This is a genomic window from Kitasatospora sp. P5_F3, assembly GCF_054049135.1.
Map to the genome: position 1 here is coordinate 123,019 of NZ_JBFUMY010000031.1, position 18,775 is coordinate 141,793.

An 18,775-nucleotide genomic window follows, 5' to 3' on the forward strand; every position below is an offset into this window, starting at 1 on the left:
CGAAGGTACCGCCATGCCTGAAGCCCGTATTCCTGCTACCCCCGTCGCTGCTGTCGGCAAGCCCGTCCGCAAGCCCGCCGCCGTCCTGTTCGACATGGACGGCACCCTGGTCGACACCGAGCAGCTCTGGTGGCAGGCCGCCGTCGAGTGCGCGGCCGAGCTCGACCTGGTGCTGACCGACGCCGACCTGCCGGAGGTGCTCGGCCAGGCGGTCGAGCACACCGCGGCGCACCTGCACCGCACCAGCCGCACCACGCTCAGCGAGCTCGAGCTCGCGGTGCGGCTGAACGACTCGTTCACCGACAAGGTGGCCGCCGAGGTGATCCCCCGCCCCGGCGCGCTGGCCCTGCTGGCCGAACTGCGGGACGCCGCCGTGCCGACCGCGCTGGTCTCCGCCTCGCCCCGCCGGGTGGTCGACCTGGTGCTCGGCACGCTGGGGCGGGACTGGTTCGCCGTCACGCTGGCCGCCGAGGACACCCCGCGCACCAAGCCCGAGCCCGACCCGTACCTGGCCGCCGCCGCCCGGCTCGGCCTGGACCCGGCGGACTGCGTCGCGGTCGAGGACACCCCGACGGGGGTTGCCTCCGCGTACGCGGCGGGCTGCGCGGTGCTCGCCGTGCCGTCCGCCGTGCCGATCGCCGCCGCCGAGCGGATCACCCTGCTGGACAGCCTGGAGCAGGCCGACCTGGCCCTGCTGGCCGGGCTCACCGGGCCGCGCTGATGCCGTACCTGCTGCTGGCGCTGGCCATAGTCAGCGAGGTCTGCGCCACCAGCTGCCTCAAACTCACCGAGGGCTTCAGCCGGTTGTGGCCGAGCATCGGGGTGGGGCTCGGCTACACGCTCTCCTTCGTGCTGCTCGGCCGGGCGCTGAAGCACATCCCGGTCTCGGTGGCCTACGCCGTCTGGTCCGGCGCGGGCACCGCCGCCGTCGCGGCGATCGGTGTGGTGGCCTTCGGCGAGCAGCTCGGCAAGGCGCAGTGGATCGGTATCGCGCTGGTGATCATCGGCGTGGTGGTGCTCAACCTCCGGAGCAGTCACTGAGTTTGCGGTCTTCCCGTCGCTCCGCCATGTCCTGTTCACGTGAAGTCCCCCGGGACTAGAGTGAATTGGGTCAGTTGTACAGCCAACTCGACCCAGCCGCACCAGCGTTGGTGCGGCGGACAGGAGCTCCGTGGCGACCGGCAGCACGCTTGCACTCAGCACTCCGACCAGCCCTACCGAGGGTGACCGGCTCACCTTCCACTGGACCACCGATGTCCCCGACGCCAAGAACTGGGTCGGGATCTACGACGGCACCCGGCTCCCCGGCACCGGCTCCTCGCTGCTGTGGAAGTACACCCCGGGTGCCTCGGGTGACGTCCAGCTGGACACCTCGGCGCTGACCGGCGGCCCGTACACCGCGTACCTGCTGGCCAAGGACGGCTACGGCATCCTGGCGCAGAGCGCGCCGTTCAGTTTCAAGCCCAAGCCCGCCGCGGTCCGCCCGCACCTGGTGGTGGACGCGCTGACGGCCACCCCGGTCGCGCCCGGCGCGGCGGTCAGCGTGAAGCTCGGCGGCCTCTGGGTCAGAGCGGCCGGCGCGGTCACCTTCCGCCGTACCGGCGGGGTGTCCTGGCTGACCGTCAGCTCGGCCGGGCAGGTCACCGGCACCGCCCCGGCGGCCGCGCTCGCGGACCCGGCGGTGCTCACCGTCGAGGCCAAGGACACGGCGGGCAACACCGACACCCTCACCCTGCTGGTGCCGGTGCAGGCCGCCACCGCGCCGCTGCGGCTCAAGGTCGCGGCCTGGAACCTGGCCAACGCGGGCCTCGCCTTCACCGACCCGGTGGAGAAGCAGCTCCGGGTGGTGCTCACCCAGGGCCTGGACGTGGTCGCCCTGCAGGAGACGGCGGGCACCGCCGCGCAGACCCTGGCCACCGCACTCGGCTGGTACGTCCAGCAGACGGCCGGCAGCGTGGGCCTCCTCAGCCGCTACCCGCTGACCGCCGCGACCACCCCCGCACTGCCCGCCGTCGGCGTCACCGTCCAGCTGCCGGGCGGGCGTTCGGTCCGGCTCTGGGGCGCGCACCTGGACGAGACGGCCTACGGCCCGTACGCGATCCAGGACGGGCAGACGCCCGCTCAGGTGACGGCCGCCGAGGCCGCGTCCACCCGTGGCCAGCAGGCCACCGCGCTGGCCAACGCCGTCAAGGCCGACATCGCCACCGGCACCCCGGTGCTGCTGGCCGCCGGACTGGCCTCGCCCTCGCACCTGGACTGGACGGCCGCCACCGGACACCCCCTCGACTGGCCGGTGACGGTGGCCCTGCAGAACGCCGGGCTGACCGACGCCTACCGCGCCGTGCACCCCGACCCGGTGGCCTCCCCCGGCGCGACCTGGTCGCCGACCCGCAAGCAGCGCGGCAGCAAGCCCGAGCCGCAGGACCGGATCGACCAGGTCCAGTACGCGGGCCCGCTCACCCTGGTCGAGGCGCACACCCTGGCCACCGGCCGCCCGCAGCCCGACCCGGCCGTCACCGGCAACGAATGGCCCTCCGACACCGCCGCCGCCGTCGCGACCTTCGCCCTCTGAAAGGCCGTATCCGATGACCGAGTTCAGCCGTCGCACCTTCGTCGGGGCCACCGCGGCCGCCGGCGCCGCCGCCCTGGTCGGCCTGCCGACCGGTGAGGCCACCGCCGCCACCCCCGGCTCCGTCGGGCTCACCGGGACGGTCGCCGACATCCGGCACGTGGTGATCCTGATGCAGGAGAACCGCTCCTTCGACCACTACTTCGGCACCCTGAACGGTGTCCGGGGCTTCGACGACAAGCAGGCGCTGCAGTTCCCAGACGGCGGCAACGTGTTCCGCCAGCCCGACGCGGGCCGCAGCGACGGCGGCGTGATGCTGCCGTACCGGATGGACACCAGCAAGTACAACGCGCAGAACGCCGGCGGCCTCGCCCACGACTGGGCCACCGGCCACCAGGCGATCAACAACGGCGCCATGAACAAGTGGATCCCGGCCAAGGGCGAGCGGGCGATGGGGTACTTCACCCGCGCCGACGTGCCCTACCAGTACGCGCTGGCCGACGCGTTCACGCTCTGCGACGCCTACTTCACCTCGCTGGCCGGGCCGACCGACCCGAACCGGCTATACCTGTGGACCGGCACCTCGGGCCCCGGCGTGGACGGCACCACCGGGCCGTGGATCGACAACACCCCGGTCACCGACAACCCGGTGGCCGACTGGACCACCTATGCCGAGCGGCTGCAGGACGCCGGGGTGAGCTGGCGGGTCTACCACAACCCGAGCAAGGACGACCGGACCGGCGACTACGACGACAACGCGCTCTCCTACTTCAAGCAGTTCCACAACTTCCCGGCCACCGACCCGCGTTACATCAACGCGATGACCAAGTGGGACCTGACCGCCTTCGACCAGCACTGCAAGGCGGGCACCCTGCCCACGGTTTCCTGGCTGGTCGCCCCGTACCTGTTCAGCGAGCACCCGGCGGCCAACCCCAACTACGGGGCGCACTGGGTGAACACCGCGCTCCAGTCGCTGATGGCCAACCCGGAGGTGTGGAAGCACACCGCCTACGTGGTGATGTACGACGAGAACGACGGCTACTTCGACCACATGGTGCCGCCCACACCCGAGGCGGGCACCGCGAACGAGTTCACCCAGGGCCGGGCGATCGGTTTCGGCAACCGGGTGCCGTGCTGGGTCGCCTCGCCCTGGTCGCGCGGCGGCTGGGTCAACTCCCAGGTGTTCGACCACACTTCGGTGCTCCGGCTGCTCGAGGTGGTCACCGGCGTGCAGGAGCCGAACATCTCCGCCTGGCGACGGGCCGTCAGCGGCGACCTGACCAGCTGCTTCGACTTCGGCGCCCCCGACCTCTCGCTGCCCACCCTGCCGGACACCGCCGCGCTGATGGCCAAGGCGGACGCCGCCGCCAAACTGCCGTCCGTCCAACTCCCCGCCATCGGTGCCCAGTCGAAGCCCGTCCAGGAGCCCGGAGCCCGCCCGCACCGCCGCCTCCCGTACCGCCCGTGGGCCGACGTAACGGTCGACCGGTCCACCGGCAAGGTCACCTGTACGCTCGCCAACTCCGGTTCGGTGGCCTTCCCCTACATGGTCTACCCGAACATCGTTTACGCCTTCGCCGGCACCCCGTACACCGTCCCCGCCGGTGCCTCCGCGAACTACGTCTGGGACACCGCCGCCACCGACGGCCGGTACGACTTCACCGTGCACGGCCCGGACGGCTTCGTCCGCCGGTTCGCCGGTTCGGTGGTGCCGGCCGGGCAGGACGACGTGGCCGTCCCGGTGGTGACCGCCGCCGTCACGGGGTCCTCGCTGACCCTGACCCTGACCAACTCCGGCCGGACGCCCGCCTACCTCGCCGCCACGCCGAACGACTTCGGCACCCCGGCGCAGTCCGTCTGGGTCCCCGCTCAGTCCACCCGCACGCTGAACTGGGCGCTGGACCAGGGCCGTTACGACGTCACCGTGACCGCCGCGACCGGCACCCGCTTCACCCAGCGCTACGCGGGCACCCTGCACTGACGGCTAATCCGGGTGACCCGGCGAGCCCGGCCCACCTACGCTCGGCGGATGTACAGGACAGCCGGACTGCTGAACGTGGTGGACATCGAGGCGACCTGCTGGGAAGGCATGCCGCCGGTGGGCGCGGTGAGCGAGATCATCGAGATCGGGCTGACCGTGGTCGACCTGGACAGCGGGCAGCGGGTGGGGCGGCACCGAATCGTGGTGCGCCCCGCCCGCTCCTCGGTCAGCGCCTTCTGCACCCAACTGACCGGGCTGACCCAGGCCGAGGTGGACACCGGGGTGAGCTTCGCCGAGGCGTGCCGCCTGCTGGCCGCCGAGCACGACACCGGAGCGCTGCCCTGGGCGAGTTGGGGCGACTACGACCGGAAGCAGTTCACCCGCCAGTGCGGCTACCGGGTCGCCTACCCCTTCGGCCATCGGCACGTGAACGCCAAGGCGGTCTTCACCGAGGTGTACGGGCTGCGCAAGCGGCCGGGCATGGCGCAGGCCCTGGAGATCGCCGGCCTGCCACTGGAGGGGCGCCACCACCGGGGCGAGGACGACGCCTGGAACATCGGCGCACTGGTGCTCGACCTGGCGGCCCGGGGCGGCTGGCCCGACCCGCCGCAGGCGGGCTGATCCGCTTTCTGTCAGTGCCCCGCCGTACCATCCGCCACATGAGAGCTTCCGGCACCTTCACCGTAAAGAGCTTCGTCCCGGCCGAGCTGACGATCGATCCGGTCGTGAAGACCGCGCTGCCGGTCGGGGTCGCGATCATGGAGAAGCAGTTCGAGGGCGAGGCGGCGGGCCGTTCGACCACCGTGTTCACCGGCGCGTACGACCAGGCGGCCGGGGTCGGCACCTACCTGGCGATGGAGTCCTTCGAAGGCTCGTTGAACGGGCTGGTGGGCGCATTCAACTTCGTCCACTCGATGACCACCGCAGGTGGCGAGCCGACCGACCGGTTCTTCCTGATCGTGCCGTCCAGCGGCGCCGGTGAGCTGGCGGGCATCACCGGCGGCGGTGGTCTCCAGGTGGACGCCGACGGCACCCACCGGATCTGGTTCGACTACGAGATCGCCTGACCCCGGGCCAGGGCCGAGAGATCCTGCTCCGCCCCGCCGTCGGCCACGGCCGCCGCCACCGTACGAGCAGCGGCCTCGGCCACCGGCAGGGCGGGCCCGGCGGCCAGCGCGAGCCGGAGGTCCTTGGCGAGCACCGCGAGGGTGAAGTCGGCGTCCCCGTAGGACTCTTCGGTCAGCCGCTCGCGTTTGGCGGCGACCAGTCGGCCGAACTGACCGTCCGCCAGCAGGTCACCTCATGACTGGCCGTCACCAGGGCGGCGGCGAAGGCGGTTCCCATCCGGCCGAGCCCGCAGACGGTGACCTTCACGCGACCGGCTCCGGCACGACGGCGAACGCCTCGATCTCCAGCAGCAGTTCGGGCCGGAACAGCCCCGCAACCTGGACGGCCGAGCTGGCCGGGGCGTACGCCGGGTCGAGCGCCTCGTCCCAGGCGGTGCGGACGCCTTCCAGGTGGGCGATGTCGGTCACGAAGATGGTCAGCTTCGCCAGGTGCTCGAAGCCCGCCCCGGCGGCGGCCAGACAGTGGCCGAGGTTCGCGAAGACCTGCCGGGCCTGGGCCAACGCATCGCCCTCGCCGACCAGTTGACCCTTCTCGTCGAACGCCACCTGCCCGGCGACGAACACCTGCCGCCCGGCGCCGGAGACCACATGGCTGTAACGGCCGCTGGGAGCTACGCCGGCCGGGTCGCCGATTCGGTTGAGCTGGGACATGACGGGTCCTTCCGGAGGAGCCTACTGATACCGCGTCATCCTCGCCCCCGCACTGATCTTCCGGTAGCGAATATCCGGCAGCCCAGCCATGCGTCCACCGCACACCCTCCCGTGCATGGAACTCGCTGCCCTCCGCTCCTTCCGTGAGGTGTGCCGGCTCACCTCGATCAGCGCGGCCGCCCAGCCCCTGGGCTACAACCCAGTCCGCCGTGTCACGTCAGATCGCCGCACTGGAACGGCAGTTGGGCAGCTCCCTGCTGGAGCGGCACGCCCGGGGCGTCCGGCCGACCCCGGCCGGGCTGGTCCTGCTGGAGCACGCCCACGCGATCGTCACCCGGGCCGAACGGGCCGCCGAGGAGATCACCGCCGTCGGCCGCGACCAGGCCGCCCGGCTGCGGGTCGGCGCCGTCCCGACCGCAGCCGCCACCCTGCTGCCCCGCGCCCTCGCCCGCTACGCCCGGGACCGCCCCGGCGCCCGGGTCACCTTCGTCGAGGACGTCACACCCAAGCTGCTCCCCCGCCTACGCGAGGGCGAGCTGGACGTCGCGGTGGTCACCGACTACCCGCCGGGTCTGCCACGGCTTCCCGGGGTCGAGCTGGTCCGGCTCCTTGACGACCCCCCGACCCGCACCGTCCTGGCTGCCGTCCGGACCGGTGATCCGGCGCCCGCCACCCTCTTCCTGGACGCCCTGAAGGCAGTGGTGGCCGGCCGGTAGCCTGGGCCGATGGCGACCCTGCTGACCGACTACGACCTGGACCGCTCCACCGTCGTGGCGAACAGCACGATGAACCGCGAGCGGGCCCTGACCGGAGTCAACAGCTACCGGCGCAAACTCGGCTTCGACCCGGCCGAGTGGCTGCTCGGGGCCGGGCCCGGCCTCCTGGCTCGACCTGTGCAGCGGTGAGGGGCGCGCCCTGTTGCTCGCCGCCGACCGACTCCCGGCCGACGCGGTGCTGACCGGCGTGGACCTGGTGGGCCCGGTCGGCCACCGGTCCTCGGCCGCCACCGTCCGCTTGGTCACCGCCTCGCTCGCCGACTGGGCCCCCGGCCGCAGGTACGACCTGATCACCTGCGTGCACGGCCTGCACTACCTCGGCGACAAGCTCGGGCTGCTGGCCCGGATCGCCGACTGGCTGGGCCGGGACGGCCGGTTCGCCGCACAGTTCGACCCGGAGTCCGTCCGGCACTCCGACGGCGGCTCGCTGGCCCGCCCCGTGCTGGCGGCGCTCCGGGCAGCGGGCTTCGAGTACCGCGCCCGGCAACACCTGCTCACCCTGGACGGCGGACGCACCGTCAGGCTGCCGTTCGACTACCTCGGCGCGGACGACACCGCCGGACCCAACTACACCGGCCAGCCAGGCGTCGCCTCGTACTACCGCCCGTCAACTTGACCTGGCCCGGCCGCGCGTCAGGTCCGGCGCTCAGCCAGGGCGGCGGGCGGAACTCAGCTCTTGACGGCCTCCGCGATCTGCCGGGCAGCCTGGGCGGGTGTGAGGTGCGTGGTGTCGACGACCTCGGCCTCGGCGTGCAGCCAGCTACGGGCCGCCTCGGCGTAGGGCTCGAGGTACTTGAGGCGGAACCAGGAGTTGGGGCCGACAACAGTGTCGCCCGCGATGCGCTCGCGGAGAGTGTCCTGGTCGGCGTGGAGGACGAAGTGCCGTACCGGAATGGCGTGCTGAGCCAGGCCCGCGCTGATCTCGCGCCAGTACTGCTCGACCAGGACGGTCATGGGCATCACCAGAGTGCCGCCGGTGTAGTCGAGTACGCGGCGGGCGGTCTCGACCACGAGCGGCCGCCACGGCGGCCAGTGCTGGAAGTTGTCCGTCGCGGGCAGCCCCGGTGTGATGTCCATGAGTGTCTCGCCGACCTTCTCGGCGTCGAACACCCGTGAGTCCGGGATCAGCTGCTGCACGAGTGCACTGGTCGTCGTCTTCCCTGCACCGTGGGTGCCGTTGAGCCATACGATCATGGGGCCCAACGCTAGCGTGGCGCCGCCTCAGCTCGCCGGCCCGATCCCCTCCGGGAGGGCGGCCACCACGAGGGCGACGGCTTCCTCCGGCGTCTCGGTGCGCGCGACCAGCTCGCCGTCGTTCCGCACCCCGTACCGCTCCTCGTCGTACGGGCAGATGACGTGACCGGCCCGCGCCTTCCAGAACCCCTCGACACTGGTGGAGAACCAGAGGTTGAAGTGGCTGTTGACCGGCATCAGCCCGCGGAGCACCGGCTGGGCGTACGCCGCCGCCAACAGCGCGTGGGCGCGCGGGTGCCGGTCGTACGGCGGCATGTGGATGCGGTCGAGCTTGACACGCCACGTCAACTCGACGGCACCGAACGGCTCCCGCTCGTGGGCGAGGGCCCAGGGCCTGAACCGGACGAACGGGGCGCACACCCGGGTCTCCTCGAGCCCCGCGCCGCCCGCCCACGCCGCCGTCGCCCTGACCACCTCGGCCAGGTCCGCGGTCCACCCGCAGGCCAGGGTCGGACCGTTCGCCCGCAGGCTCACCTGGAAGGTCTGCCGCCGCTCGCCGGGCGGATACACCATCACGCGCCGACCGCTTCCCGCGTCGACGTACTCCGCGAGGCGCCCCCACCTCTCATCCGACTCGGGCAGGGCGAGCCCGCACTCCTCGGCCGTACGCTTCAGCGCAGCCCGGAGGACCCCGTCATCGTCCCAGCCACCCCCGCCAAGCCCCACCCTGAAGTCCATCACCCCTCCCTACTGGTCCAGTACTCCCACGACCAGGTCACTCCTGCACCGCAGCCTGCGCCTCGCGGAGGGTGGTGGCGATAAGTGTCATGTGCTTCCGGAAGCTCACGAGGTCGAGCACCGGGGAGACAGGGCTGATGCCCCCTTCCGGATGAAGCCGGACCCTTGCATTCGGCATCACGTCCGGTACTCCGCGAGGGTAGCCAGGATGACGGCGAGCACCGGGGAGTCGGCGGGCAGGGCGGCGGCGGCCTCGGTGGCGAGGGGCTCCAGCAGGGCCAGGGCGGCGGGGTGGCCCTCGGTGGCTCCGACGGCTTGGGCGTGGGCGTTGCGGAGCTGGAAGGTCAGGGGGTGGGTGCGACCCAGGGAGTCGGCGGCGTCGGTGGCAATGGCATGCAGGAGTGCGGTGGCCTGTGGCTGGTGCCAGGGCTGGCGGCGGTGCCGGACGGCGAACTGGCGGTAGGCGAAGGCCGCTCTGGCCCGCAGGCCCGGCTCGGTTCGGGCCGTGCCGTACGCCCGGTTGCGGGCCAGAGCCAGGCTGCCGCTGGCGTCGACCGTACGTTGAATCGGGATCGGCGCCACGTAGGCGGGTGACCGCTTCGCGGGCAACTGACTCAGATTGACCGCCAGTTGGCGGTAGATCAGGTCCAAATCGAGGCACGAACCGGCGTCCGGCACACCCTCCTCGAACAGCCGCAGCAACTCCTCGGCGAACCGGGTCAGCCCGAGCTCCTGGTTGAACAGCGCCTTGCGGCTCCGGTCCACCGCGGTGAGCAGGTGCAGATCCGCAGCGGCCGGCTCGTCCAGGGCCAGACCGGCGAAGCAGCAGTCGAGCACCGCCACCCGGTGGGTGGCCCGCTGCCCCATCGCGGCGAACAGCGCGTCGGCGGAGAGTGCGGTCCGTCTCAGCACGCCGGACTGGTCGACGGTACCGGGCAGCGCGAAATGCAGCCGCTCGGCACCACCACCGGTCACGCCGTGACCCGCGTAGTAGACGAACAGCGTGCTCGTCGCCTGGCCGGCCGCCCAGGCGATCCGGTCGGTCACCTCCCGGGCGCTCTGCGGATCGAACACCCGGATCACCCGATCAGGCTCGAACACCCCGTCGGGGCCGCCGAGATGATCGGCCAGCAGCTCGGCCGACCGGACCGCCTCCGGCATCGCCGACAGCTCCGCGTACGCCCCGACGGCGATCAGTACCGCCCAGGAGGAGGCCCGGTCGGGAAGCAGCGGCAAGGCGCTCACTCCGCCAGGAACTCCGCGACCTGGTCGAGCAGTTCGGCACTGTCCCGGGTGGAGTCGGCAGAGATCCGCAGCTCGGTGCCGTCCGGGCGGCGCAGCTCCAGCGACACGCCGCTGCGGCGCAGCCGGGCCTCCAGCCAGACGCAGAACGGGCCGATCACCAGCGGCCCGAGGTCGGCGGCGTACTGGACCGCGTCGGCGATGCCGCCCTGCTCACCCGGGCGGGGCGGGCGGATCCGACTGTCGGTCAGACCACGCAACTCGCTGTCCCGGTCGAGGTGTTGGTGGAGCGCCTCGGCATCCTCCCGGACGTCGTCGTCGGTGCCGTCGAAGGCGATGGTGAACTGGGACACGAGCAAGGACCTTTCAGAGCAGAGGGGAGAGACCGGGCAGCGGGCCGCCCTGGGTCGATCGTGGCGGTAGCGGCCCGGGCGGCGGCCGCTCGAACAGTCGGACGGCGCGCCCGGTGAACTCGTACGGGAGCCGAAACGCGGCCGCCGCCTCCTGACGGTCGACCAGTCCTGACAGCTCCTGCTCGACGTCGCCCCAGTCGCCCGGGTCCACCGGCGGACGGTGCGTGAGGGGCAGCGGGTCGAGCGCGAGGGTGGTGAAGTTCCGCCAGGCCAGGCCGCGTTCGGACAGGTCCGGGGTCAGCACCGCCCCGCCGACCTGGTCGGCGGCCAGCTGCGCGAGCCCGGCCGGCAGCGGCCCGGCGGCCGCCAGGGTGATCCGCAGCCGGAAGACCGGGCCGAGGTAGCGGCGGATCGCGTCGTCGAAGAAGTCGCGGCCCGCCTCGGCCGCCGGATCGCCCCGGCGGGCGCCCTGCCAGAGCGGGTTCCCGTCCACCGGGGCGGCCAGCCGGGCGTACAGCTCGGCGAACTGGTGGAACAACAGCCCGGCCTCGGGGAGTAGTTGGACCGGCTCCAGGGCCACCGAGAGTGCGGTGGGCACCGGCTGCCGGGCCAGCTCGGTCCAGAGCAGTTCCCAGGACCGGCCGCTCGGAAGGAGCGGTGCGGCGGTGGCGGCCTGGCGGCGGGGCGAGCTCGGCCGGGCGATGGTCCGGACGTCGATCCGCTTCCGGATCTCCCGCAGGTCCACCGCGGCGGGCGGGCTGCCGTCCGCCGTCAGCGCGGTCAACTCGACTGCCACATCGGCCGGTTCACCCGTCACATGGGCGGGCAGCATCCCCGCCACGTCCTTGGCGGCGGCCACCGCCACTGCCGGGGTCGGCGCGTCCGCCCTGGTCAGCAGGACGGCCCGGATCGGATCTGCGGGACCACCGGTGCAGCGCAGTTCGAACCGGCCGCCGGGGCGGCACAGGCCGGACAGCCAGGCCAGTTCGGCCGCCTCGGTCTCGGCCCGACGCTGCTCCTCACCGAGCCCGGTGTAGGCCCGGTGCTCGGCCAGCCCCGGCGCCGGAGCGATCCGCTGGGCGGTCCAGGCGGCGTACCCGCCCGAACCGTCGGCGCGGACCAGGACGCCGGGGCCCCACTGATCCACCGTCACCCCTGGCCGACCGGACCACCGGACCAGGTACCGGGCGGCCCGACCGGCGGCGCGGGAGGAGCAGGCGGGGCGACCGGGCCGTACGACGGGGCGGGCGAAGGCGGCGGCTGCTGAACCGGGAAGCTCCCGGTGGCACCCGGCGCCGGAACCCCAGCAACCGGAGCACCCGAAATCGGCACACCCGCCTGCTTGACCAGCGGGATCCGCCCGTCCGGGAACCCCGCACTCAGCGGCACCTGACGCCCCTCGATCGCCACCACCAGCCCCTCCCGGCAGGCCGCGTGCACGGCCTCGCGCATGGCACGGACCTGCTCGGTCCTGGCCATCGCCCACTGCAGGTCGGCCTTGCCGGTGAAGTTGCCGACGATGTCCCGGACGTACTGGCCGATCAGCTTGCTCGACCGCCGCGAACGCCACATCTGCCAGCCCAGGTACAGGCCGTTGCCGTAGGTGAAGACCGCGATGTGCGCGGTGCAGTCCCCCTGGCTCAGCACCAGCCGCTTCACCAGGTCACGGCCGCCGGGGCCGGCCGCCGTCCACTCGTCCTGGTGGGCCAGCGGGTAGCCGCGCTGCAGCACCACCATCCGGATCTGCGCGTACGCCGAATCACTGTCGGCCCGCTCGTGCAGCAGCACCCGCCACTCGGCGATCGGTTCGATCACCCGCTGGAACAGCAGCACCAGCAGGAAGGCGACCCACGAGGCGGGGATGGCCGACATCAGCAGGAAGACGCCGAAGCCGCTGCCGCCCTCGCTTTCGCCGTACCGGCTGCCGTAGCTGCTGACGGCGGAGTCGAACTCGCCCCCGGTCGACGCGATCAGCAGGCCCAGCACGCTGAGGCTCACCGCGACAACCGTGCCGACGATCCAGGCGGGCGCCACCAGGCCGAGCAGGGTCCGCAGGCCGACCCGGTCGTCGAGTGCCGTTTCGACCGGGGCATGGCGCAGGGTCTTGTCCAGATACGCGCTGTTGCCGTCGCCGCCGTCCCAACCGGGCATGGGCTGAGGCGTGCCTGTTCTGATCATGCGAGTCCCCCTGGCTGATCATCAGTTCTCTTTGGCGGTGGACATGTTCGCACATGGACGAGCCGTTGTCAGACGAACCAACCTCCCTGTCGGGACCGGTTGGTGACACCTGCCCCAGGCGTCCGGGACCGCGGGCTCCGCACGATGGGGGCAGTACAAAAACCCGACCGAACACCCGAGGAGGAGAGCGGCATGCGGCCGACCCCCACCACCACGGAAGTCGAGTACGCCGACGAGCTGATCGTCGCGGCACCCGGCGGTGCCTCCGACGTGTACGCGATGCACGGCGGCCTGGCCGTCGCGCGCTGGAAGTGCCTGGCCCGCAGGCTCGGCCTGGACGGCACCTGGGAGGCGATCGAGATCTCCACCCTGCCGCCCGGCGCGGAGTGCGGCGTGCACCACCACAGCCGGACCGAGGAGCTGTATTTCGTGGTCTCCGGCCAGGGGGAGCTGCTGCTCGACGGCGAGCTGCACCCGGTCGGGCCCGGCACCCTGATCACCAACCCGGTCGGGACCCGGCACCGGCTGAACAACCCGGGCTCCGAGGACCTCGACTGGATCGTCATCGAAGTCATCAGCCCGCCCGTCGCCGCCACACTCACGGGCGATCCGAGTCACTCCGGAAGGCACCTCATGAGCACCGCCACCGTCATCGACCTCGAAGCGCACGGTCCGGCCGACCTGACCACCCTGCTCAGCGGCCCGCTCCGGGAGGCCCGGCTGGTCACGCTGGAGCCCGGCGAGCAGGAGACCTTCCGGTCGGACGACCGCGAGCACACCCTGTTCGTGCTGAACGGCACCGGCCTGGCCAAGGCCGGGAAGACCGAGGTGGTACTGGCGCCCGGTACGGGTGTCACCCTGCCGCTCGGCAGCCAGGTCACTCTGCAGGCCGACGGGCTGCCGCTGCGGTTCTTCACCGCCAGTCTGGGGGTGCCGAACGCCAGGGACGGCCGCCGGCTGGACAACGGGTCGGCCGACGGGAGCGCAGCATGATCATCTCGCGGACGGGGCGCGCCCCGCTCACCCTGCGCGACAGCGCCGTACGCAGCACCGGGCAGTCACTGGCCCGCCGGGGCTTCTTCCACAGCGAGACGGAGGCGGTGGACCACCTGGTGCTTACCCCCGGCAGCCGGATCGACGCCCGGGGGCGGGCCGGCACCGAGGAGATCTGGTTCGTGGTCAGCGGCGGCGGCCGCCTGGTCTCCCCCGACGGCAGCACCCTGCCGCTGCGCCGGAACGCGCTGGCGGTCTGCCCGCTGGACAGCGGCGCGGTGCTGCACGCCGGGCCCGACGGGCTCAGCGCGCTGCTGATCGCGGTGGTGCCGCCGACCCTGACCGAAGCGATGCCGATCAGATTCCCGGCCGGCGGTTGACACCGGAAAGGGCCGGCCCGGGGCTCCCACCGCCCCGGGCCGCAGCAGCGCGGTCAGCGCCAGGTCGGGGTACGGCCGGCCGCGACCCGCCTCGGCCGGACAGAGCGTCAGGTCGGCGACCGACTGCCAGCCGAGCGCGTCCAGGATCCGGTCCTGGGTGGCCCGGGAGAAGCCGGTGGTGAGCACCACCTTGCGGCCCGAGGCGCGCAGTTCGGCGATCGCCTCGGCCGCGCCCGGCAGTGCCGCGCAGTGGCCCTCGTCGACCAGCCGGTGGTAGGCGGCCTCGAAGTCCAGGTTGGCCTGCTGGGCCCGCTCCTCCGCGCCGAACAGGTGGCGGAAGACCGAGATCTTCGACTCGCCCATGGTGGCCCGGACGTGCTCCAGCATCCGCTGGTGCTGGGCGCTGCCCGCCTCGACGCCCTGCCCGTCGGCGGCGGCCTGGAAGGCCCGCTCGACCAGACCGTCGTCGGCCACGGTGGTGCCGGCCATGTCGAGTACGACCAGAGAGATGTCAGTCATTGCAGAACTACCCTTACAGGTTGGCGAGTTGGGCGGTGGTCTCGGCGATCGCGGGCGAGCAGGTCATACCGCGCCCACCGGGCCCGGTGACCAGCCAGACGCCGCTGCGCAGCTGCTCCCGGTGCACCACCCGGGTGGTGTCGACGCACTGCGCGTACACCCCGGCCCAGCGGTGCCTGATCCGGGGCAGCGGCCGGCCGAGCAGCTCCTCGGCCACGGCGGCCAGGTGCTCGTACGGCTCCTCGACCACGTCGAAGTTGAACGGCTGGTCGTACTCGTGGGTGTCACCGATGGTCAGGCCGCCGTCCTGGCGCTGGACCATCAGCAGCTGCATCTTGTGCTCGGCCGCCACCGGGCCCTGCGGCTGGGCCGCACGCAGCTCCTCCAGTGCAGGTCCGGCGAAGGCGGGGTAGTAGCGGAAGCTGTCGCCGTCGGCCACCGAGGTGGGCAGCGACTCGCCCAGCGGATCGGTCTGCATCATCTGCAACCGGACCTTGCGGACCGGCAGTTCGGGGGCCAGCTCGCGGACCAGGCCGCCGAGCCAGGCGCCGGTGCAGAGGATCACCAGGTCGCCCTGGTGGGTCTGGCCGTGGTCGTCCCGGACGGCGTTCTCGCCGACCACCTCCCGGACCTCGCGCCCGGGCAGGAAGGTGTAGCGGCCGGTGGCCTCCAGCGCGGCGCGCAGCGCGGGCTGGGCGATCCGGGGTTCGACGGCGGCGTCCCGGTCGCAGTGCAGCGCGCCGAGCAGCTTGCCGCGCAGGGCCGGGTTGGCCGCCCTGGTCTGCTCGGCGTCCAGCAGCCGGTAGCCCCGGGTCTCGGCGTCGTCCCGCAGCAGGGCCTGCTCGGCCACCGCGAGTTCGGCCTCGGTACGGACCACGGTGAGCGAGCCGTTGCCCCGGAAGTGCAGCCCGGGCACCTTGGCGCCGATGCCCTCCCAGAGCTCGCGGGCCCGGAGCGCGACCGCCAGCTCCTCCCCGGCGGCCCGGCCGCTGACCCAGACCAGGCCGAAGTTGCGCACCGAGGCGCCGCGCGCCTCGCTCTCGCGCTCCAGGTGGACGACTTCGTGGCCGCGCTCGACGGCCTGCCAGGCGTGCATGGTCCCCAGCACGCCCGCTCCTACGACGATGACTCTCATGGCGGCCAGACTGAAGCCTCCAGGTGTCCTACGGACGTCCGACCGGCGGCGCGGAGATTAACCGCCCCTCAAGAGTTGTACAGACAACATCGGGCCGAACGGGCCGCTGCGGGCCCGGTCCACCAGCGGAGCGGCGCGGGCCGCCGCCAGCGCGAGCGGGATCGCCACCAGGATGCCGACCAGCGCACCGGCCACCACGTCGTGCGGGTAGTGCACCCCGATCCAGACCCGGGAGGCGGCCATCAGCAGCGCAGCCACCCCGCACACCAGGCCGAGCGTCCGCCAGGCGAACCAGAGCGCGGTCGCGGTGGCGAAGGCGATCACCGCGTGGTTGCTCGGGAAGGACCAGTCCCCCGGCACCGGACAGGCCTCCAGCGTGATGCTGCCGGGGATCTGCCGACAGGGTCTCTCCTCCTCCACCAGGCTCTTCAGCGCCAGGTTCACCAGGTAGGCGGCGGCCACGATCAGCGGGGCCGCCAGCACCCGGGCCATCACCACCGGGTCGGCCCCCCTGGCCCGCCACCAGCCGTAGAGCATGAAGAGCGCGAAGACCACCAGGCCGAGGTCCGACCAGGCCTCGACCAGCCGGTCGAACCAGTGCGGGGCGTCCTGCGCCCAGCCGGTGACCGTGGTGTAGAGGCCGCCGTCGATCCCGCTGCCGTCGTAGGCGAGCGGCGCGGACCTGAACGTCTCCTGAACAAATGGGATCACAGAGACAACTACTACCAGACGCCGAAGAAGATCCTGATTTCGGATCAAACTCTGACAGATCGTCTCCATACCGAACGGTCGAAAGATTTGCCAAGCCCCCCAATCAAGGGGCCGACGGTCGTAACCTGTCTCGGGACACCACGGGACGGGGAGGCACCGGTTTGCTGGAGAGTCATCGCGCGGTCCCGCAGCCTCGCCGGACCCCGGAGGCCCTCGACCTGGACCGCCAGCACGACCGGACGATGTCGGGAGACCCCGGCGCCCCCGAGCCCAGACCGGAGATCGGGGACTCCTGGGAGCGGCTGCGCCGGCTCGGGCTCGACCCGGAGCGAGGCCGGAACGCGTACCGGCTGAGCCCGGCCGAGGTCGAACACCGCCGCCGGGAGACCCACCTGTCCGAGATCCTCCCGGTGCTCCGCTCCACCCTGCTGCTCCCCACCAGCGGAATCCCGCTGATCCTGGCGATCAGCGACGGTGAGGGCCATGTGCTCTGGCACGAGGGGGAACGCCCGCTGCTGCGCGTCGCCGACGGCATAGGCTTCGAGACCGGCGCCCGCTGGGTCGAGGACGAGGTGGGCACCAACGGGATCGGGATGGCGCTGCGGGTCCGCCGCCCGATGCAGGTGCACTCCGCCGAGCACTACCTGCGCAGCCACCACGACTGGACCTGCGTGGCCGCCCCGATCCACGACCCGCGCACCGGGCAGCTGCTCGGCGCGGTCAACCTCAGCGGCCCCGCCCGCACCATGGCGCCCTACCTGCTGCCGCTCGCCGCCACCGCCGCCCGGCTGGCCGAGGCCGAGCTGAAGGCCCGTCAGCTGGAGGCGCTGCACCAGCTGCGCACGGTGGCCATTCCACTGCTGGCCCGGGTCGACCAGCCCGCCATGGTGGTGGACAGCGCGGGCTGGACGGCCGCCGCGATCGGCCTGCCGCCGGTCCCCCGGCTGCGGCTGCCCGCCGAGGGGCTCGGCTCCTCGCCCCGGCTCTGGCTGCCCACCATCGGCGAGTGCGCGGTCGAACCGCTGGCCGACGGCTGGCTGATCCGCCCGCTGCGCGGTGGCACCGACCCGGACGGTCTGGCCGAGCAGACCGAGGGCGCCACGATCACCCTGGACCTGCGCCGCAGCACCCGGCCCGAGCTGGGCGTCCGCGGCGCGGTGGGCAGTTGGTCGCACGCACTCAGCCCCCGGCACGCCGAGCTCGTGCTGCTGCTCGCGGTGCACCGGGACGGGCTGAGCGCCGCCCAGCTCGCCGAGGCGCTGTTCGGCGACCGGGCCAGGACGGTCACCGTCCGGGCCGAGGTCTCCCGGCTGCGGCGCTACCTGGGCGGGCTGCTGGACCACCGGCCCTACCGGCTCAGCCGGTCCGCCGAGGTCTCGGTGCTGCCTCCCGGCGACCCGTACGACCTGCTGCCGACCTCCTCCGCCCCGGCCGTCCGGAAGCTGCGGGCCGACCTGCTGCGCGGAGTGCTCAGATGGCCGGGGGCCGGGTGCGTCGGCTCCTGCCTGCCCGGAGAGTCTCAGCCCTCGGCGAGCAGTGCGGCGAGCTGGTCGTCGGTCGGCCCGGCGGCCGCCTCGTCCGCGGCCGAGACACAGGCGTAGGTGCGGTCCAGCCAGTCCTTCACCCTCGGCTTGGAGACCTCCAACAGGGCCTGCCCGTGCGGTGATTCGAGCGCCAGGTGCAGGGTCGAGCCGTGGCAGGGGCAGTACGCGGGCCAGAGCTTGACGTCGCCCTGGCCGCTCAAGGTCTGCAGACCGTCCCGGAGCAGGTCACGGGAGAACACCCAGTCCGCCTCGTCCGAGCGGCCCAGGTGGAAGGTGAGCAGCACCTCGTAAGGCCGGTCCGGGTCGTACCTGAACCGGGTGCGCACCTCGCCCACTGAGTCCTCGTCAAGTGCGATCCGCAGCATCAGGATCTCCTCCACCGGCCCGGGCTCGTCGGGTCGGACCGCCTCGTCGCCCGTGGGGGTGGCGGCGAACGGCGGGTTCGAGGCTGCTGACAGTGGGTCGCGCGGCATGACGATCTCTCCGAGGCGGCTGGGGTTCTGCCCAGACTGCGGCAGTGCGCCCCCCGCTGCAACGGTTGCAAAGAGGTTGCAACGGCCGGCCGAGCACCCGTCAACCGCCTTCGGGGCCGCCGGAACTGACGGAGCAGAAGTGTCATCAAGCCGTTTCGCACCGGGCCTGGCGAACCGTCAGGTGACCGCTGGTAGTCTCTCCAGCACTCTG

General features: G+C 72.5%; 24 protein-coding genes. 11 read left to right on the forward strand and 13 right to left on the reverse strand.

The window, feature by feature from the left end; all coding sequences use genetic code 11:
* The first annotated feature begins 13 nt into the window (after positions 1–13).
* From ACXJMZ_RS19630 to ACXJMZ_RS19655, 6 genes are all read left to right on the forward strand, one after another.
* The gene (locus ACXJMZ_RS19630; protein WP_457031349.1) at positions 14–721 is read left to right on the forward strand and encodes an HAD family hydrolase; all 708 of its coding nucleotides are present in this window, start codon (positions 14–16) and stop codon (positions 719–721) included.
* Positions 721–1,041, forward strand: coding sequence for a DMT family transporter (locus ACXJMZ_RS19635; RefSeq protein WP_457031350.1), 321 nt, complete (start codon positions 721–723; stop codon positions 1,039–1,041). The genes ACXJMZ_RS19630 and ACXJMZ_RS19635 overlap by 1 nt, the downstream gene beginning before the upstream one ends.
* Before the next feature lie 130 nt (positions 1,042–1,171).
* Positions 1,172–2,572, forward strand: coding sequence for an endonuclease/exonuclease/phosphatase family protein (locus ACXJMZ_RS19640; protein WP_457031351.1), 1,401 nt, complete (start codon positions 1,172–1,174; stop codon positions 2,570–2,572).
* 13 nt (positions 2,573–2,585) lie between these two features.
* Entirely contained in the window at positions 2,586–4,550 is a 1,965-nt protein-coding gene (locus ACXJMZ_RS19645; RefSeq protein ID WP_457031352.1) for a phosphocholine-specific phospholipase C, read from the forward strand.
* Between the two features lie 48 nt (positions 4,551–4,598).
* Positions 4,599–5,171: an exonuclease domain-containing protein gene (locus ACXJMZ_RS19650; RefSeq protein ID WP_457031353.1), complete on the forward strand. Its 573-nt coding sequence runs from the start codon at positions 4,599–4,601 to the stop codon at positions 5,169–5,171.
* A 38-nt stretch (positions 5,172–5,209) separates the two neighbouring features.
* Complete coding sequence (locus ACXJMZ_RS19655) at positions 5,210–5,617, forward strand: DUF3224 domain-containing protein (RefSeq protein ID WP_457031354.1); 408 nt, start codon at positions 5,210–5,212, stop codon at positions 5,615–5,617.
* On the opposite strand, the gene ACXJMZ_RS19660 is transcribed toward ACXJMZ_RS19655, so the two are convergent.
* From ACXJMZ_RS19660 to ACXJMZ_RS19670, 3 genes are read right to left on the reverse strand one after another with little or no spacing between them, the layout of a single operon-like run.
* A complete protein-coding gene (locus ACXJMZ_RS19660) occupies positions 5,602–5,751 on the reverse strand; it encodes a hypothetical protein (protein WP_457031355.1) in 150 nt (49 codons plus the stop codon). The genes ACXJMZ_RS19655 and ACXJMZ_RS19660 overlap by 16 nt on opposite strands.
* A gap of 38 nt (positions 5,752–5,789) precedes the next feature.
* Positions 5,790–5,924, reverse strand: coding sequence for an NAD(P)-binding domain-containing protein (locus ACXJMZ_RS19665; protein ID WP_457031356.1), 135 nt, complete (start codon positions 5,922–5,924; stop codon positions 5,790–5,792).
* Positions 5,921–6,328, reverse strand: a complete 408-nt coding sequence (locus ACXJMZ_RS19670) for a RidA family protein (protein ID WP_457031357.1) — start codon at positions 6,326–6,328, stop codon at positions 5,921–5,923. The genes ACXJMZ_RS19665 and ACXJMZ_RS19670 overlap by 4 nt, the downstream gene beginning before the upstream one ends.
* 209 nt (positions 6,329–6,537) lie before the next feature.
* Between ACXJMZ_RS19670 and ACXJMZ_RS19675 the strand changes: the two genes are divergently transcribed.
* The 3 genes from ACXJMZ_RS19675 to ACXJMZ_RS19685 are packed head-to-tail and all read left to right on the forward strand — an operon-like array spanning position 6,538 to position 7,720.
* On the forward strand, positions 6,538–7,044 hold the full coding sequence (locus ACXJMZ_RS19675; RefSeq protein WP_457031358.1) for a LysR family transcriptional regulator: 507 nt from the start codon (positions 6,538–6,540) through the stop codon (positions 7,042–7,044).
* Positions 7,045–7,053: 9 nt separating this feature from the next.
* Positions 7,054–7,233, forward strand: coding sequence for a hypothetical protein (locus tag ACXJMZ_RS19680; RefSeq protein WP_457031359.1), 180 nt, complete (start codon positions 7,054–7,056; stop codon positions 7,231–7,233).
* A 13-nt stretch (positions 7,234–7,246) separates the two neighbouring features.
* Complete coding sequence (locus tag ACXJMZ_RS19685; RefSeq protein ID WP_457031360.1) at positions 7,247–7,720, forward strand: class I SAM-dependent methyltransferase; 474 nt, start codon at positions 7,247–7,249, stop codon at positions 7,718–7,720.
* Between the two features lie 53 nt (positions 7,721–7,773).
* On the opposite strand, the gene ACXJMZ_RS19690 is transcribed toward ACXJMZ_RS19685, so the two are convergent.
* From ACXJMZ_RS19690 to ACXJMZ_RS19715, 6 genes are all read right to left on the reverse strand, one after another.
* The gene (locus ACXJMZ_RS19690) at positions 7,774–8,298 is read right to left on the reverse strand and encodes an AAA family ATPase (RefSeq protein WP_457031361.1); all 525 of its coding nucleotides are present in this window, start codon (positions 8,296–8,298) and stop codon (positions 7,774–7,776) included.
* A gap of 27 nt (positions 8,299–8,325) precedes the next feature.
* Entirely contained in the window at positions 8,326–8,871 is a 546-nt protein-coding gene (locus tag ACXJMZ_RS19695; RefSeq protein WP_457031362.1) for a DUF6193 family natural product biosynthesis protein, read from the reverse strand.
* A 342-nt stretch (positions 8,872–9,213) separates the two neighbouring features.
* On the reverse strand, positions 9,214–10,281 hold the full coding sequence (locus ACXJMZ_RS19700) for a caspase, EACC1-associated type (RefSeq protein WP_457031363.1): 1,068 nt from the start codon (positions 10,279–10,281) through the stop codon (positions 9,214–9,216).
* Positions 10,278–10,631 (reverse strand): effector-associated constant component EACC1, encoded by a 354-nt coding sequence (locus ACXJMZ_RS19705; RefSeq protein WP_457031364.1) that lies wholly within the window; start codon positions 10,629–10,631, stop codon positions 10,278–10,280. The genes ACXJMZ_RS19700 and ACXJMZ_RS19705 overlap by 4 nt, the downstream gene beginning before the upstream one ends.
* 13 nt (positions 10,632–10,644) lie before the next feature.
* Positions 10,645–11,778, reverse strand: coding sequence for a hypothetical protein (locus ACXJMZ_RS19710; RefSeq protein ID WP_457031365.1), 1,134 nt, complete (start codon positions 11,776–11,778; stop codon positions 10,645–10,647).
* Between the two features lie 2 nt (positions 11,779–11,780).
* Positions 11,781–12,782: a hypothetical protein gene (locus ACXJMZ_RS19715; protein WP_457031366.1), complete on the reverse strand. Its 1,002-nt coding sequence runs from the start codon at positions 12,780–12,782 to the stop codon at positions 11,781–11,783.
* A gap of 219 nt (positions 12,783–13,001) precedes the next feature.
* Between ACXJMZ_RS19715 and ACXJMZ_RS19720 the strand changes: the two genes are divergently transcribed.
* On the forward strand, positions 13,002–13,802 hold the full coding sequence (locus ACXJMZ_RS19720) for a cupin domain-containing protein (RefSeq protein WP_457031367.1): 801 nt from the start codon (positions 13,002–13,004) through the stop codon (positions 13,800–13,802).
* A 65-nt stretch (positions 13,803–13,867) separates the two neighbouring features.
* Here ACXJMZ_RS19720 and ACXJMZ_RS19725 read toward each other — a convergent pair whose 3' ends face one another.
* From ACXJMZ_RS19725 to ACXJMZ_RS19735, 3 genes are read right to left on the reverse strand one after another with little or no spacing between them, the layout of a single operon-like run.
* Positions 13,868–14,701, reverse strand: a complete 834-nt coding sequence (locus ACXJMZ_RS19725; protein ID WP_457031368.1) for an HAD family hydrolase — start codon at positions 14,699–14,701, stop codon at positions 13,868–13,870.
* A gap of 13 nt (positions 14,702–14,714) precedes the next feature.
* Entirely contained in the window at positions 14,715–15,836 is a 1,122-nt protein-coding gene (locus ACXJMZ_RS19730; RefSeq protein ID WP_457031369.1) for a TIGR03364 family FAD-dependent oxidoreductase, read from the reverse strand.
* Between the two features lie 57 nt (positions 15,837–15,893).
* The gene (locus ACXJMZ_RS19735; protein ID WP_457031370.1) at positions 15,894–16,547 is read right to left on the reverse strand and encodes a phosphatase PAP2 family protein; all 654 of its coding nucleotides are present in this window, start codon (positions 16,545–16,547) and stop codon (positions 15,894–15,896) included.
* Positions 16,548–16,708: 161 nt separating this feature from the next.
* Here ACXJMZ_RS19735 and ACXJMZ_RS19740 point away from each other — a divergent pair, with 161 nt between their 5' ends.
* Positions 16,709–18,148, forward strand: a complete 1,440-nt coding sequence (locus tag ACXJMZ_RS19740) for a GAF domain-containing protein (protein ID WP_457031371.1) — start codon at positions 16,709–16,711, stop codon at positions 18,146–18,148.
* Here ACXJMZ_RS19740 and ACXJMZ_RS19745 read toward each other — a convergent pair.
* Positions 18,067–18,564 (reverse strand): SsgA family sporulation/cell division regulator, encoded by a 498-nt coding sequence (locus tag ACXJMZ_RS19745; protein WP_457031372.1) that lies wholly within the window; start codon positions 18,562–18,564, stop codon positions 18,067–18,069. The genes ACXJMZ_RS19740 and ACXJMZ_RS19745 overlap by 82 nt on opposite strands.
* Positions 18,565–18,775: the final 211 nt, after the last annotated feature.